The sequence below is a fragment of the Rhizobium bangladeshense genome (genome assembly GCF_001662075.1).
Taxonomy (GTDB): Bacteria; Pseudomonadota; Alphaproteobacteria; order Rhizobiales; family Rhizobiaceae; genus Rhizobium; species Rhizobium bangladeshense_B.
The window spans coordinates 251,854-267,035 of record NZ_LYPL01000010.1; the positions used below are offsets into that span (position 1 = coordinate 251,854).

At 62.4% G+C, this 15,182-nt stretch carries 12 protein-coding genes and 1 pseudogene; 4 read left to right on the top strand and 9 right to left on the bottom strand.

The features are described from left to right. Positions 1-3 precede the first annotated feature (3 nt). From A7X77_RS20620 to A7X77_RS20645, 6 genes are all read right to left on the bottom strand, one after another. Positions 4-1,212 carry a glycosyltransferase family protein gene (locus tag A7X77_RS20620; protein WP_064684694.1) on the bottom strand — a complete coding sequence of 403 codons (1,209 nt, stop codon included), beginning with the start codon at positions 1,210-1,212 and terminating at the stop codon, positions 4-6. Between the two features lie 97 nt (positions 1,213-1,309). Next, a complete protein-coding gene (locus A7X77_RS20625; protein ID WP_064684695.1) occupies positions 1,310-2,482 on the bottom strand; it encodes an ABC transporter permease in 1,173 nt (390 codons plus the stop codon). Next, positions 2,482-3,480, bottom strand: coding sequence for an ABC transporter permease (locus A7X77_RS20630; RefSeq protein WP_064684696.1), 999 nt, complete (start codon positions 3,478-3,480; stop codon positions 2,482-2,484). Before A7X77_RS20630 ends, A7X77_RS20625 begins: the two co-directional genes overlap by 1 nt. 3 nt (positions 3,481-3,483) lie before the next feature. Beyond that, entirely contained in the window at positions 3,484-5,391 is a 1,908-nt protein-coding gene (locus A7X77_RS20635; RefSeq protein WP_064684697.1) for an ABC transporter substrate-binding protein, read from the bottom strand. After that, on the bottom strand, positions 5,391-7,280 hold the full coding sequence (locus A7X77_RS20640) for an ABC transporter ATP-binding protein (RefSeq protein WP_064684698.1): 1,890 nt from the start codon (positions 7,278-7,280) through the stop codon (positions 5,391-5,393). The genes A7X77_RS20635 and A7X77_RS20640 overlap by 1 nt, the downstream gene beginning before the upstream one ends. A 154-nt stretch (positions 7,281-7,434) precedes the next feature. Next, on the bottom strand, positions 7,435-8,778 hold the full coding sequence (locus tag A7X77_RS20645) for an adenylate/guanylate cyclase domain-containing protein (protein WP_064684699.1): 1,344 nt from the start codon (positions 8,776-8,778) through the stop codon (positions 7,435-7,437). Between the two features lie 643 nt (positions 8,779-9,421). Between A7X77_RS20645 and A7X77_RS20650 the strand changes: the two genes are divergently transcribed. Beyond that, on the top strand, positions 9,422-10,759 hold the full coding sequence (locus A7X77_RS20650) for a nucleotide sugar dehydrogenase (RefSeq protein ID WP_064684700.1): 1,338 nt from the start codon (positions 9,422-9,424) through the stop codon (positions 10,757-10,759). On the opposite strand, the gene A7X77_RS20655 is transcribed toward A7X77_RS20650, so the two are convergent. Beyond that, positions 10,749-11,924 carry a DUF3095 domain-containing protein gene (locus tag A7X77_RS20655; RefSeq protein WP_064684701.1) on the bottom strand — a complete coding sequence of 392 codons (1,176 nt, stop codon included), beginning with the start codon at positions 11,922-11,924 and terminating at the stop codon, positions 10,749-10,751. The two genes, A7X77_RS20650 and A7X77_RS20655, sit on opposite strands and share 11 nt — an antisense overlap. A 122-nt stretch (positions 11,925-12,046) precedes the next feature. Between A7X77_RS20655 and A7X77_RS20660 the strand changes: the two genes are divergently transcribed. Continuing rightward, on the top strand, positions 12,047-12,526 hold the full coding sequence (locus tag A7X77_RS20660) for a class I SAM-dependent methyltransferase (protein WP_064684702.1): 480 nt from the start codon (positions 12,047-12,049) through the stop codon (positions 12,524-12,526). Between the two features lie 177 nt (positions 12,527-12,703). Here the strand turns inward: A7X77_RS20660 and A7X77_RS20665 are convergent, their stop codons facing one another. Further along, positions 12,704-13,159, bottom strand: a complete 456-nt coding sequence (locus tag A7X77_RS20665; RefSeq protein ID WP_064684703.1) for an Rrf2 family transcriptional regulator — start codon at positions 13,157-13,159, stop codon at positions 12,704-12,706. Between the two features lie 131 nt (positions 13,160-13,290). Between A7X77_RS20665 and A7X77_RS20670 the strand changes: the two genes are divergently transcribed. Beyond that, positions 13,291-14,196 (top strand): NAD(P)/FAD-dependent oxidoreductase, encoded by a 906-nt coding sequence (locus A7X77_RS20670; RefSeq protein WP_064684704.1) that lies wholly within the window; start codon positions 13,291-13,293, stop codon positions 14,194-14,196. Between the two features lie 236 nt (positions 14,197-14,432). Then, positions 14,433-14,945: a DUF805 domain-containing protein gene (locus tag A7X77_RS20675; protein WP_064684705.1), complete on the top strand. Its 513-nt coding sequence runs from the start codon at positions 14,433-14,435 to the stop codon at positions 14,943-14,945. Positions 14,946-15,076: 131 nt separating this feature from the next. Here the strand turns inward: A7X77_RS20675 and A7X77_RS20680 are convergent. Further along, positions 15,077-15,182 (bottom strand): annotated as a pseudogene (locus A7X77_RS20680) (IS5 family transposase); the annotation flags it as partial.

Genomic DNA, 15,182 nt, shown 5'->3' on the forward strand with positions numbered 1-15,182 from the left:
GTCCTATTCCGCGCCGACGAGGGCGAGGTGGCTGGCGCGGCCGTCGATCCACCGGCCGACGGTCTGCGAGATGTGGTCGAGCCCTTCGAGATGCATGTTGCTGCCGCTCTTCGATGGCGGCAGGCGGGAGGGCAGCCGCTTCAGCGCCTCGGCCATAATGGTGGGGTCGACCGATTGTTCCGGCAGCAGCATGTCGACGAGGCCGAGCTCGCTGGCCCGCTTGGCGCGCAGCAGCTGTTCCTGGCGCGGTTTGACGCGCGGCACGATGAGGGCCGGTTTGTCGAAGGAGAGGATCTCGCAATAGGTGTTGTAGCCGCCCATGGCGACGACACCGGTGGCGCCGTCGATCAGCTCTTCCATATGGTTGTCGAACTCGATCACCTCGATATAGGGGATGGCTTCGCCCTTCTGCACCAGCTTGGCGCGCTCGGCGGCCGGCATATAGGGCCCGAGCACGACGAGCGCCTTCTGCGTCAGCGTCGGATCGGCCTCATAGGCATTCATCACGTCGTGGACGAGATCGGAACCATCGCCGCCGCCGCCTGTGGTCACGAGGAGGTAATTGTCCTTGCGGGCGTGGATCGAAGTTTTGCCCTTGGAAACGCTGCGCTGCAGGAAGCCGACGAAATCCATCTTCCGGCGCAGGCTGGCCGGCACGTCGAGACCGATCAGCGGGTCGTAGAAATCAGGCGGGCCGTAGACCCAGACGCTGTCGTAATATTGGTCGATCTTCTGCATGATGCCGTTTCTTTTCCACTCGGCATCGAGCAGATGCGGCGCGTCCATGATCTCGCGCAGGCCGAGCACCAGCACGGTGCCGCGGGCCTTAAGATAGGCGAGCGTATCCTCGACCTCGCCCTTCAGCCCCATCGGCTCCTTGTCGACGATGAAAATGTCGGGCTGGAAGGTCTCGGCGGTGTGGCGGATGCTCGATTCGCGCATCTTCAGCGTCTCGTGCAGGTCGATATGGCTGGCGAGCGACGTATATTCGCCGTTGCGCAGCTTGATGACGCTCGGGATTTTCACGAAGTCGACGCGGGCGCGGTAGTCGAAGGCGCCGGCGATCGTCGCGCCCGAAATGATCAGGATGTTGAGGCCTCGATAATCCTCGACCAGCGCATGGGCGATGGCGCGACAGCGGCGCAGGTGGCCGAGGCCGAAGGTGTCGTGGCTGTACATGAGGATGCGTGCATCTTCGAGACGTCTGGCCATGGGTGTTCCCTCCGGGGTGAACAACATGCGTTAGTACCCCCACCGTCCGGAGGCCACGAGGCGGGGGCGGTGCCGTGCGGCGCCGCCGGGTTTCCTGCTATTTGTAGGGATCTGCCGCATCGCGCAAGCCGTCTCCCAGAAAGTTGAACGCCAAAATGACAAGAACAACAGGAATGATCGGAAAGAGCAGCCAAGGATAGAAGGCGATGACGCTGACGCTCTTTGCCTCGGTCAGCAGAATGCCCCAGCTGGTGATCGGCGGGCGAAGACCGAGGCCGAGGAAGGAGAGCGCGGTCTCGCCGAGGATCATGCCGGGGATCGAAATCGTCGCCGAGGCGATGAGATGCGACATGAAGCCCGGCACCAGATGGCGACCGATGATACGCGGCGTGCTGGCGCCCATCAGCTGTGCCGCCTGCACGTAATCCTCCTCGCGCAGCGCCAGCAGTTTCGAGCGCACGGCACGCGCGAGCCCGGTCCAGTCGATGATGCCGAGGATGACGGTGATGCCGAAATAGATGACGATCGGGCTCCAGGTCACCGGCATGATGGCGGCGAGCGCCATCCACAGCGGCAGGCTCGGCAGCGATTGCAAAATCTCGATCAGGCGCTGGACGATGAGATCGAAAACGCCGCCCCAATAACCGGCAAGACCGCCGATGACGATGCCGAGCACGAAACTGATCGCGATGCCGATCAGACCGATCGTCAGCGAGATCCGCGCGCCGTAAAGGATGCGCGACAGCACGTCGCGGCCGAGCCGGTCGGTGCCGAGCAGGAACATCTGGCCGCCGATCGCCGGACAGACCAGATGATAGTTCGAGGCGACGAGGCCCCAGAACTTATAGGAATCGCCGCGGCAGAAGAAACGGATCGGCTGCACGTCGTTGGGCCGGTCTGTATAGACGCGGTGCAGCGTATCGAGGTCGAGCGTCATGCTGCGGCCGTAGACGAAGGGGCCGACGAATTCTCCCTTGTCGAAGAAATGGACGCGCTGCGGCGGCGCATGGATGAAATCGACATTGCGGGTGTGCAGGCCGTAGGGCGCCAGGAACTCGACGATCAGGATCATCAGGTAGATTGCGGCGAGAAAGATGCCGGAGACCAAGGCCAGCCGGTGCTGCTTGAACTTCCACCACATCAGCTTCTTCTGCGAAGCGAGATGGATGCGCGATCGCGCCGCCGTCATGGTTTCGGTCGCATGCGGATCGAAAGGTGCGGTGGAGACGTAGTGCGGCAGCGGCGCGCCGGGTGCGGGAAGGGGCGACATTATTTGGTGCTCCTGCCTTGCAGACGGATGCGGGGATCGAGGAAACCGAGGGCGATATCGGAGATCAGAACGCCGATAACGTTGAGGAAGGCGAGGAACATCAGGAAGGAGCCGGCGAGATACATGTCCTGGCTCTGCAGCGCCTTGATCAGCATCGGCCCGGTCGTTTCCAGCGACAGAACGATCGCGACGATCTCGGCGCCCGAGATGATCGACGGCAGGATCGAGCCGATATCGGCGATGAAGAAATTGAGCGCCATCCGCAGCGGATATTTGACCAGCGCCCGCATTGGATGCAGTCCCTTGGCGCGAGCCGTCGTCACATATTGCTTCTGCATCTCGTCGAGAAGATTGGCCCGCAGCCGCCGGATCATGCCGGCCGTGCCGGCCGTGCCGACGATGATGACGGGGATCCAGAGATGGGCGAGGATCGACTTCGCCTTTTCCCAGCTCATCGGCTGGTTGAGATATTGCTGGTCCATCAGATGGCCGATCGAAAGCCCGAACCAGACATTGGCGAAATACATCAGGATCAGTGCCAGCATGAAGTTGGGAATGGCGATGCCGAGCAGACCGAGGAAGGTCAGCCCGTAGTCGCTCCAGCTATACTGGTGCGTCGCCGAATAGATGCCGATCGGAAAGGCTATCAGCCATGTGAGCAGGATCGTCGTGAAGGAGACGAGGATCGTCAGCCACAGCCGTTCGCCGACCACGTCGGAGACCGGCAGCTGGTATTCGAAGGAATAGCCGAAATCGCCATGCAGCATGCCGCCGACCCAATAGAAGTAGCGCACGATCTCCGGCTTGTCGAAGCCGTATTGCTGGCGCATCTCCTCGATTTCCTGGAGATTGGCGGTTTCGCCGGAGGCGCGCAGCTCGGCGATCTGGCTTTCGAAGAAGTCGCCGGGCGGTAGCTCGATGATGGTGAAAACCAGCGCCGAAATGACGAAGAGCGTCGGTACCATGGCGGCGATGCGCCAGAGAATGTATCTGAGCACGCCTCAGGCCTCCTTGTACCAGAATGCATCCGGCATGTAGATGCCAAGATAGGAGGTGGGATCGAAGCCGTAGAGGGCTTTTTCCGGCAGGTTCTGCAGCTTGGCGGCGCGAAGGATCGGCTGCAGCGTGCTGTTGATCAGGCCGATCGAAAACACCTGCTGCGTATAGAGCGACAGCATCCTGTGCCAGATCGCCTGGCGCTCCTCGAACTTCGCCGTCGAACCCCATTGTTTGAGGAGATCGACCAGTTCGGCCGCCTCCGGCAGGTCGGGCGCCACACCCTCCTGACCGGCGGAGAGATAGTGCATGCCCCAGAGCGGCCATTGCAGCTGATCGTCGAGCGTCGGCGCCAGGCCTGAGGGCGACATGTCGGCTGTCGGCACGCCATTGTCGAGGCCGTACCAGATCGACATCATGATCGTGCCGCTCATGGCGCGGTTGCGGAAGACGTCGCGCTGCGAGGTGCGGGTATAGAGAGCAAGGCCGATATTGGCCCAGTGATCGTGCACCAGCTCCAGCACGTCGGTATCGAGGTTGCTTTCGCCGGCGGTCTCGACGGTGATCTCGGCGCGCCGGCCGTCCGGCAGCAGCCTTATGCCGTCGTCGCCGTGCCTGGTCAGGCCGAGTTCGTCGAGCAGGCGGTTGGCCTCATCGGGATCGAACTTGACGAAGGCGTCGGCATATTCCTGCTTGAACAGCGGGCTGTCGGGCAGCACGGTATCGGCGCTCGGCGTGCCCAGGCCGTAGAAGGCGACCATGTTGATCTCGTGCCGGTTGATCGCCAGCGACAACGCCCGGCGCAGGCGAACGTCGCGGAACAGGCCGCGCCACACCTCGTCGGCGCAGTTGAGGTTCGGCAAGAGCGTGATGCGCGAGCCGCGCGCCACCTTCCAGAGATTGACCTTCACCGGAAAGCGCTTTTCGGCCTCCTTCAGGAAGGTGTAGTCGTTGAAATCGATGCCGGTCGCCTGCAGGTCGGCTTCGCCCGCACCCGCCTTGGCGGCGATGATCGACGAGGAGGAGACGTTGAGGACGAAACGGTCGAGATAGGGCAGCTGCCGGCCGGTCTCGTCGACGCGGTGGAAGAACGGGTTGCGTTCGAAGACGAATTGATCGGCCGGCAGCGCTGTCGTGTTGTGCCAGGGATCGAGCGTCGGCAGGTTGGGATTTTCCGGCCGGTAGGAACGGGCCATCTTGATGTGCAGATCCTGCCACTTCTTGACGCGGCTGGTCTTCATCATCTGTTCCATCTTCGCCTCGTCGGGCTGGAACTTCTTATGGAATTGCTTGAGGTAATGCGCCGGTCCGAAGATGACGAGCGGCTGGGGACCTGCGAGCGCCGGCAGGAACATCGGATTGGGTTTTTCCCACGTATAGCGCACCGTCAGCGGATCGAGCATCTCGAAGCGCGGCAGGCTGCCATGCGGGCGCAGCTCGAGCGCGCCGCCGCCCGGCGTCAGCTTGTCGTTCAGGATGACGTCTTCCCACCAGTAGCGGAAATCGTCGGCGGTGAACGGCTCTCCGTCGGACCATTTATGGCCTTCGCGCAGCATGAAGGTGAAGACCTTCTCGTCCTCGGCGTAGAAATCGGCGAGGATGTCCGGCTGGAACTGCAGGTGCTTGTTGTAGCCGATCAGGCGGGAATAGCCGTAGATCGTCATGAAGCGGATGTCACGCTGGCTGCCGATGATGGTGCGCACCGTGCCGCCATAGGCGCCGGGTTCGAGCCCCATCTCCTTCAGATTGACGATGCGCGGACGGGCGGGGATGCGCTCGGCCATAGCAGGCAGGCTGCCTGCGGCCAGCCGCTCCTTGAGGAATTCCGGCTCGACTGCCTGATCGGCGCGAAGCACCGCCGGTGCGATCGCAGCACCGACAAGGCCGCCGAGAAAGGTGCGACGCGTCACCATCAGCGCAACTCCTTGGCCGTAGCGCCCTTGCGGGCGCGCACCAGATGGCCGTCGCCGAGATCGGCATAGGCAAGCTCGGAAGCATCGTCATGCTCGGCGGTGAAGGTCACGCCCCAATTCTGCTTGTCGGCGGCGCCGTTTTCCCGGAGCGCCTTGAAATCGAGCGGCCGGTCGAGATCGGGGAAGGGGACGGCGGCGAGCAGCGATTTCGTATATGGGTGCACCGGATCGCGCAGGATGATTTCACGCGGCGCGATCTCGACGATGCGGCCCTTGCACATGACGGCGATGCGGTCGGCCATGTAATCGACGACGGCGAGGTTGTGCGAGATGAAGAGATAGGTTAGCCCCAGCTCCTTCTGCAGATCCTTCAGCAGGTTGAGGATCTGCGCCTGGACGGAGACGTCGAGCGCCGAGACCGGCTCGTCGAGGATGATGAGTTTTGGCCCGAGGGCAAGCGCGCGGGCAATGCCGATGCGCTGGCGCTGGCCGCCGGAGAAGCTGTGCGGGTAACGGCTGAGATAACGCTTGTCGAGGCCGATCGCCCCCATCAGCCCCTCGACCTTGCGCTTGCGCTCATCACTGTCGCCGCGATCGTGGATCTCCAGCGGTTCGCTGAGGATGTTGCGAACCGTCATGCGCGGCGACAGCGAGGAAACCGGATCCTGGAACACCATCTGGATCTTGGTGCGCATGTCCTGCAGCTCGTCCCCCTTGACGGCAAGCACGTCGACGACATCCTTGCCGTCGTTGAACACGACCGCGCCGCTGTCGGGTGTGATGGCGCGCATCAGGATCTTGCTGAGCGTGGTCTTGCCGCAGCCGGATTCGCCGACCAGGCCGAGACATTCGCCGCGGCGGATGTCGAAGCTGACATCGTCGACGGCGCGCAGGACGGTGGCCTCATGCTTGCCGAGGAGACTGCGCTTGCGCGTCTTGTAGGTCTTCGAGAGATTGGTGACCGACAGCAGCGTGCCCGGCGCCTCCGCCTGCAGCGGCTTCTTCTTGCCGACGAGAGTCTCGAGATTGACCGGCACGTCGCGCAGCGCCTTCAGCCGCTCGCCGGGTTTCATGTCGAAATGCGGAACGGCGGCCATCAAGGCCTTGAGATAGGGATGCTGCGGATTGCGGAAGATCGCCTCGACCGGCCCGGCCTCCATGATCTCGCCGTGATAGATGACGACCACCTCGTCGGCCATGTTGGCGACGATGCCGAGATCGTGGGTGATGAGCAGCATCGCCATGCCGAGCTTGGCCTGCAGGTCGCGCAGCAATTCCAGGATCTGCGCCTGGATCGTCACGTCGAGGGCCGTCGTCGGCTCGTCGGCGATCAAGAGCGCCGGCTTGCAGATCAGCGCCATGGCGATCATCGCGCGCTGGCGCATGCCGCCGGACAATTCGAACGGATACATGTCGTAGGTGCGGTGCGGATTGGAAAAACCGACGAGACCGAGCATTTCCTCGGTTTTTTCACGCGCCTGCTGCTTGTCGATCTCGGTGTGGATCAACAGCACTTCGCTGATCTGGTTGCCGACCGTATGCAGCGGCGACAGCGAGGTCATCGGTTCCTGGAAGATCGTCGCCATGCGCCGGCCGCGCAGATCGCGCATTTCCTCGCTGTCGCGCGACAAGGAGAGGATATCGGTCGTGCTGCCGTCGAGCGGATCGGTGAAGAGGATGCTGCCCGATGCCTTGGCCGGATTGGGCAGGATGCCCATGATCGCTTGACTGATCACCGATTTGCCCGAGCCGGATTCACCGACGAGAGCGGTGACCTTGCCCGGAAGAATGCGGAGATTGGCTTCCTTTACGACACGCAGCCGGTCGCCGAAAACGGAGAAGGAGACGTCGAGATTCTCGATACGCAACAAATCGGCAGCGGACGCCATACCAATGATATTCCCCAGTCTTCTATGTTCCCTTTCAGGCACACTATCGTACCGCAAACGGGGTGTCTAGTTGATGACAATCAAGGGGATATCGCCGCCTTTCGCCTTGGTCATCGGACGAAACACGCAGTTTTATCGGCGCCGGCCTGGCGTCTTACTGGATGAACTTCTCCATGCTTGTGCGCTTGACCTGTTTCTTCGCGTCCCGGTGCAGCAGGATGACCTGCTCGGCTTCGGAAAGGCCGTTCTGCACGGCCTCGCGGAAGTGTTCGTCGACATGGATCTCCGGGGCCGGCGTGCGCGGCTGCAGCACCGTCACCTTCTGGCGGATGCCGCGCAGCTTCTCTTCGCCGAGCCGCGTCCACTCGCCGCCGCAATAGCCGGCGAAAGCTTGGCTGGCAACGACCTCGCGGCCGTATTTCTTGGTCAGGATCTGCAGACGCTGCACCTCGTTGACCGCCGATCCGAAGGCGGAGAAGGTCAGGCGGTCCTTGAGGCCGACATTGCCGAACATGACGTTGCCGACATGCAGGCCGATGCCGTAGCCGATCTTGCTGAGACCCTTCTGCTGGCGGTCGTTGTTGAGCTCGGCCACCCGCGCCTGCGCCTGGTGGACGGCCGAAAGTGCTGCTTCGCAGGCGATTTTCGACGGGTCCTTATGGCGCCCGCAGGGATAGACGGCGAGGAAGCCGTCGCCGAGGAAGCTCAGGATTTCGCCGCCATTCCGGTTGAAGGGGGCGGCGATCGCGTCGAAGAACTGGTTCAGCGTATCGATATAGGCCTGGCGGCCCTCCTTTTCGGCATACATGGTGGATTCGCGCATGTCGCCCATGACGAGGGCGGCACGGATCGTCTCGCCGTCGCCGCGGCGGATCTGGCCGTTCAGCACCCGCTTGCCGGCGTCGCCGCCGAGATAGGTGGTCAGCATGTTGTTGGCGAGCTTGCCGAGCACGGCCATCTTGGCGGCGACCGCCAGATGGTTCTGCATCCTCAAAAGCGCGTCGATCATGTCGTCGGAAAAGCCGTTATTGTGGTCCGTCGACCACGAGCCCATCATTCCCTGCACCGAGCCGTCGCCGAAGGGCTGCACGAAGGCGAGGTAATCGGTGAACTTGTCCTTGCGCAGGTCCTCGAAGATCGGGAATTCGGCCGGTCCATCCTGCGACAGCCGGCGGCGGATGTGCTGCAGGTTGTTGTCGAGCAGGTAATAATAGGGGCTCTGCAGGAAGCGGTCCGGCTTCTGCCCGGCCGGCATGCGGAAGCCTTCGATGGTGACGCCGCTGGCGCGCCGCCAGGTGAAGCTCAACGCATCGTAGAGCGGATGCAGCATCGAGAATGTCAGGTGCACGCGCGCGATCGGTAGGCCTGCGGCGGCAATCCTTTCGCAAAAGCCGCGCACGATGTTCTCGAGATCGTCGCCTGCCAGCGAAGAATTCGTCAACCATTCGGCGACCCGGTCCAGCAGGATGGGCGACACGCTGGAATCGATCGTGCTCATTCTCGGTATGATCCTCATAAGACACGCCATCCCAAAAGAAAAACGCCTTCGGCCGGCACATTTCCATGCGCAGGTCATAGGGAAATCAGGATGTACGAGCGGTAATATAGTGTCAACGATCTGCCGAGGCCCGGCAGCGGGCGCCCCTTGCTCCCTGGAGAGGGATCGGACGGGTGGTCCTTTCTCGGTGGTTCATTATCAAAAATCAAAATAGGGATGCTGCATATGCGAAACAATGGGCGGGGAATCTTTTTGTGCTTCAAAGTTGCAGTAAGGGGCGGCGGCGGGGCATTTTGGCCACACCCGGCTAAGCGATTTCCGGGGCTCGGGAGATCACCTAGACCAGCCCCTCATCCGCCTGCCGGCGCCTTCTCCCCGCACGCGGGGAGAAGGGGACAAGCCGCGACCTCTCCGTTCCCACCCACTTGGCGCACGGCACGTCCCCTCTCCCCGTTTTACGGGGGTCCGAAGGACGGGTCGAGACCAGTGGCTCGACCCCGGCAAGGGCTAGGGTGAGGGGCAGCCACCGGCACTGACGGGGCGACATGCCGCGGGGAGAACAGGAACATCCGCCCCCGGGTTTAATTCCACGCGATCATGCATTAGATCAGCTTCCTGAATTCCCCGTTTGAGAGATCCCGCCTTGGCCACCTCCACCTTCGATACGCTTTTGCAGAAGATCGAAACCCGTGCGGCGCGCGTCGGCGTTATCGGGCTCGGCTATGTCGGCCTGCCGCTGGCGATCGCCGTTGCGCGTAGCGGCTTTGCGGTCACCGGCTTCGACATCGACCCTTCCAAGCTGGTGGCGCTCGATGCCCGCCGCTCCTATATCGATGCCGTCAGCGATGCAGCCCTTGCGGCCGAGATCGATGCAGGCCGGTTCGAGGCGACGACCGATTTCGCCGGTCTGGCCGCCTGCGACGTCATCATCATCTGCGTGCCGACGCCGCTCACCAAACATCGCGATCCCGATCTTTCCTTCGTCGAGGCGACGTCGCGCTCGATCGCCCAGCATCTGCGCCCCGGTCAGCTCGTCGTGCTGGAATCGACCACCTATCCCGGCACGACCGACGATATCGTCAAGGTCATTCTCGAAGGCACCGGGCTGAGATCCGGCGCGGATTTCTTCGTCGGCTTCTCGCCGGAGCGCGAGGATCCCGGCAACCAGCACTATCACACCGCCACCATCCCGAAGGTCGTCGCCGGCGACGGGCCGGAGGCGCTGGCGCTGATGAAGGCCTTCTATGGTGCGGCGGTATCGACTGTCGTGCCTGTTTCCTCGAATGCGACGGCCGAGGCGGTGAAGCTTACCGAAAACATCTTCCGTTCGGTCAACATCGCCCTCGTCAACGAGTTGAAGACCGTCTATGCGGCGATGGGCATCGATGTCTGGGAGGTGATCGAGGCGGCCAAGACCAAGCCCTTCGGCTACATGCCCTTCTATCCAGGTCCCGGCCTCGGCGGCCATTGCATTCCGATCGATCCCTTCTACCTCACCTGGAAATCGCGCGAATACGAGCTGCCGACCCGCTTCATCGAGCTTGCCGGCGAGATCAATTCGGCGATGCCGCGCTATGTCGTCGGCAAGCTTGCAGAAGCGCTCGACATCCGCGCCGGCAAGGCGCTGAGCCGCAGCCGGGTGCTGGTGCTTGGGCTCGCCTACAAGAAGAACGTCGCCGATATAAGAGAAAGCCCGTCGCTGCGGCTGATCGAGATCATCGAGGAACGCGGCGGCCGGGCCGACTATCACGACCCCTTCGTCGCCGAAATCCCGCCGACGCGCGAATACCAGGCGCTGAAGGGCCGCCGATCGATGGCGCTGACGCCGGAGGCGATCGCTGCTTATGACGCGGTGCTGGTTGCGACCGACCATGACAAGGTGGATTATGCGGCGCTTGCAAAAAGTGCCGCGCTGATCATCGACACCCGCAACGTCTTCAACCGGCTCGGCCTGTCGGCCGATCATGTCATCAAGGCGTGACGGAAACGGCCGAAAGCGCCTTACCGGTCATCCGGCTGGCAGCCACGGCATAACCGCCCGATGCGCCATCGATGAAATGCATGTGGTCGCGCGAGATCGGCGTTGGCACGAAGCAGGTCATCAGCGCCGAGGCTTGCCGGTGCAGCCCGTAACGGGCGACGCCCTTTGCCCGCGCTTCTTCCAGGAGCGCCTCGATCCTCTTCAGATGCTCGGCGTCGACATCGACCGTCATTTTCAGACCGTCGTCGAACTTGCGGAAATCGGAATTGCCGGCGACATCGCGCTTGTAGCGGCGCGCATCGAAGCGGCCAAGCGGAATGCCGAGCTTGTAGCAGACAACGACGATGGCGAGCTGCAGGAAGATGAAGAGTCTCTGCCGCAAACGGCGGCCGACCGGCGCTGTGGCCTTGGCCTCGCGATTGATGCCGTGCAGTGAGAAGGCGAAATCCGGGCCGCCGGCCGGCACCGGATGGCTGCCGCGGTTCTGCTCGCCGGTGATGGCGACGATGCCGTTGACGAGGTCGCGGAATTCTTCGCCCGGCCGGCCTTCGCCGGGAACCGCGATGATCGAGACGATCTCGCCGTTCTGCGCGTCGATCGGGCTCCAGCGGCAGGAAAGGCCGGCGAGATCGGGCCGTGTTCCCGGGGCCGCGCGCTCTATACCGTAATGGCCCTGCTTCATCTGCCGCTCCGCCCAGCTGGTGCCGCCGCCCCAGAACATCGCATAGGTGACATGGGGGCTTGCCGAATAACGCGCGACGCGCACGTCGAGCCCCTCAGCGCGGGTATCGGCAACCGGAACGATGGCGACGCGCAGCATCAGGCCGAGATCCTCCTCGACCCAGACCTGCACGGCGGCAAGCGCTTCGCGGGCCGTCTGCTCCAGCGAACCCGGCAGCGCGATCAGCGCGCCGTCGCCGCCGAAGACGAAGGGATAGTCGCCCTTGCCGACGGCGTTCAACACCGCCGAAATGACGCTGGCGCCCGCCATGTTGACGTCCTTGTACCGGCCGCCGGCGATCGCCTGTGTCGAGCCGACGATATCGGCGAGCGCCAGTACCCAGCCATCGGGCAGCGGCCGGTAGTTGGCGGCATCCGTCACGCCCTCGAAGGCGCTGAAGTGCGGCACGGCGGCAAAGAAGTCTTCGTCGGTCACTGTTTCCATGTCATCGACCTTAGCACAGACCCATATTGCCACTGCAACGCCAATTCCCATTTACGGCAATCGACTTGGCAAGCTTTCGGTGTTAGCACGCGCTCACGATTTCATCACGGATACGGATTTCGATGAGCCGCCTCGACAGCTTCATTCGCCGGTTGACGGCCCAACGCGACATTCTGAACGCAATCACCGATCTGGTCGCGGAAATCGACGGCCCGGTGCTGGAATTCGGCCTCGGCAATGGCCGCACCTATGATCACCTGCGCGAGCATTTTCCCGGCCGCCGCATCATCGCCTTCGACTGGGAGGTCCGCTCCTATTCCGCGTCGACCCCCGAGCCGGAAGACATGGTGACCGGCAATATCCGCGACTCCGGCCAGGCCTTCCTCGGCATCGGCGCGGCGCTGGCCCATGCCGACATTGGCACCGGCCATGACGAGATAGACGCGGTGACGCTGACCTGGCTACCGCAACTGATCGCCGGCGTGCTCGCCCCGAACGGCATCGCCGTCAGCGGCCTCCCGCTGGAGCATCCGGAGCTTGCGGCACTGCCGCTGCCGGACGGGATCAAGGAAGGGCGGTATTTTCTGTATCGGAGGGTGTAGGAGGCCGTAGGGCGTTTGCCACGGTTGGCCTCTATGAGCGTGAGGCGGGCGTTCACGGTCCTGCGCCAGGAAAAGGCAAGACTGGCAGAAGCTGAACATCACGAACTTCTGCTGCTGCCGCGTCTCGGACCTGCTCTGGAACGGCGTTACCCGCTGTATAGCATGGCATAGCATCCTTCATGAGGCACAGGAATAAGCCGTAGATGATCGGGCTGCGAGTTTTGCCTCGAATTCAGCCGCGATTTCTTCCAGCGACACGCTGCCCAACCGTCTCAGCAGCAGCGCTTCAGCCTCCTTCATCGCGTCGGCGACAGCGTGATTGACCGCCTGTTCTACCAGGCACTGCGGCTGATCGTCGGCGGGGCCGATCGCGAAGAGGTGGGGTTCGCCGAGCGCGTTGTAGACGTCGAGCAGGGTGATCTCAGACAAGGGCCGCACCAGCGTCCAGCCACCGCCGTGACCCTTTTCGGAGCGGACATAGCCCTGTTCGCGCAGGCCGGCCATGGTGCGGCGGACGACGACTGGATTGGTGTTCAGCATCCTTGCAATCATCTCGGAGGTTGCCGAATGTGCATGCCGATCCATGTGGATCAGCACGTGCAGCATGCGGGAAAGGCGACTGTCGTTGCGCATGATTTTGTCCTGTCGATCGAGCAGACATTATCGCAAGGGACTCGTAACAAAACAAGTGACATGAGGCTTGACCCCGTTGTTTCATGTAACTTATGATGATGCATCACATGCAGTATCGAAGGAGTCAGCGCATGCCCTACGAAGTCATCGTCATCGGCGGCAATTTTGCCGGCCTGTCGGCCGCCATGCAGCTTGCCCGTGCGCGGCGGCGGGTTCTGCTCGTCGATGCGGGCAAGCCGCGCAACCGGTTTTCGCAGGCCGCACACGGTTTCCTCGGCCAGGACGGCCAGGCGCCTGCGGCGATCATGCGGGAGGGGAAGCGGCAGCTTGGGCTTTATCCGAACATCACGCTGCGCGACGGCAAGGTCGCCCACGCGCAGAAGGAGGATGACGAATTCGTCATCGGCATCGAAGACGGCGGCGAAGAACGCGCTCGCCGCCTCATTCTCGCAACCGGCGTCAGCGACACGCTTCCCGACATTGCCGGCCTCGGCGACCGCTGGGGCCGCACGGTGCTGCACTGCCCTTATTGCCACGGCTATGAGGTGAGCGGCGGCGCGCTTGGCGTCCTTGCAAATCATCCGCACTCGGCGCATTCGGCCATGATGATCCCGGACTGGGGCGCGACGACGTTTTTCACCCAGGCGCTGTTCGAGCCTGATGAAGAGCAGCTGGCGCGGCTGACGGCCCGCGGGGTGCGCATCGAACGCAGCCCGGTCGTGGAATTGCTGGGCGATACTCCGAAGCTCGAGGCGGTGCGCCTCGCCGATGGCCGGATAGTGCCGCTCGACGCCATATTCGTCGCGCCGAAGACGGCGATGTCGAGCCCCGTTGCCGAGCAACTCGGCTGCGCTTTCGATGACGGTGCCTTCGGGCCGGTCGTCCGGATCGGCGAAAACAAGGAGACCAGCATCACGGGCGTCTTCGCGGCCGGCGATGCGGCAAGCTCCATGCACAGCGGCACGCTTGCTTCGGCCTCCGGCGTGCTCGCCGGAGTGCATTGCCATCAGTCGCTGGTGATGCAGTCTGCCGAATAGGTGCTACGGCGGCGCGTCGGTTGACCGAGTGCGCCCAGGCAGATCCCGCACCGTCACCTCGGCTCCGCCGCCTGATGGGGACGGGAGCGTTGTGCTTTTAATACAGCGGTGTTTGAAGGATGCGGACTTCTTGCAATCTTTGCGTTTGAATTGTAGCTGTGTCCATCGGAATTATAGTGGCAAGCCGGCGTGAGATCTTGCGACGCTTGCCCTAATGGGGATTGAGGGGCATTTCAATGAGATTTACTGAAGCTGTTCGAACAGTACTGAAGCAGAAATACGCAACCTTTTCTGGCAGAGCCTCCCGCTCTGAATATTGGTGGTTTGGGCTCTTCTATGTGCTGGCGCTGTTCCCGCTTGCAATTCTGGCCACCGTGCTCGCCTTCCTAACCAGTGGCGGCGGAGCCCCGTCACCGGCTCATTATACCGTGGTCATCTGGATGTTGTTCACGCTCGCAATGCTTTTGCCGCTGATATCCCTGCAGGTTCGCCGCTTCCATGATCGCAACATTTCCGGTTGGTGGTATCTCGCGCTGTTTGCCCTGGCCTTTATTCCCTATGCCATTTTCCATGATCGCAACATTTCCGGTTGGTATCTCGCGCTGTTTGCCCTGAGCTTTATTCCCAATGCCATGCTCCTCACAGCCCCTGTGACGATTGTTATTTCCCTGCTTCCTGGCACCAAAGGGCCTAACAAGTTCGGACCGGACCCGTTGAGTCCCGAAGCGCGCGCAGAGGTATTTGCCTAGAACAGGATGATTTTAGGCCCGGTCGGCCTAAAATCTGAATCCTGTTCTACATTAAAGAGTTAGAGCATGATGTCGTCCGAAAACCGCTCACACTTTTCGGCATCATGCTCTAGGCCGTGGTGACAAATTAACTATTTGAGCCAAAGCATGATGCTTGCCAGCTTGATGAAGCCGAGGAAATTGGCTGCGAGTTTGTCGTAGCGTGTGGCGAGACGTCGCCATTGTTTGAGCTTGGCG

Coding starts and splice junctions, on each gene's coding strand:
- A7X77_RS20640 (WP_064684698.1), bottom strand. CDS start 7,280: ATGGCGTCCGCTGCCGATTTGTTGCGTATCGAGAATCTCGACGTCTCC.
- A7X77_RS20625 (WP_064684695.1), bottom strand. CDS start 2,482: ATGTCGCCCCTTCCCGCACCCGGCGCGCCGCTGCCGCACTACGTCTCC.
- A7X77_RS20645 (WP_064684699.1), bottom strand. CDS start 8,778: ATGAGCACGATCGATTCCAGCGTGTCGCCCATCCTGCTGGACCGGGTC.
- A7X77_RS20660 (WP_064684702.1), top strand. CDS start 12,047: ATGAGCCGCCTCGACAGCTTCATTCGCCGGTTGACGGCCCAACGCGAC.
- A7X77_RS20665 (WP_064684703.1), bottom strand. CDS start 13,159: ATGCGCAACGACAGTCGCCTTTCCCGCATGCTGCACGTGCTGATCCAC.
- A7X77_RS20655 (WP_064684701.1), bottom strand. CDS start 11,924: ATGGAAACAGTGACCGACGAAGACTTCTTTGCCGCCGTGCCGCACTTC.
- A7X77_RS20675 (WP_064684705.1), top strand. CDS start 14,433: ATGAGATTTACTGAAGCTGTTCGAACAGTACTGAAGCAGAAATACGCA.
- A7X77_RS20670 (WP_064684704.1), top strand. CDS start 13,291: ATGCCCTACGAAGTCATCGTCATCGGCGGCAATTTTGCCGGCCTGTCG.
- A7X77_RS20620 (WP_064684694.1), bottom strand. CDS start 1,212: ATGGCCAGACGTCTCGAAGATGCACGCATCCTCATGTACAGCCACGAC.
- A7X77_RS20635 (WP_064684697.1), bottom strand. CDS start 5,391: ATGGTGACGCGTCGCACCTTTCTCGGCGGCCTTGTCGGTGCTGCGATC.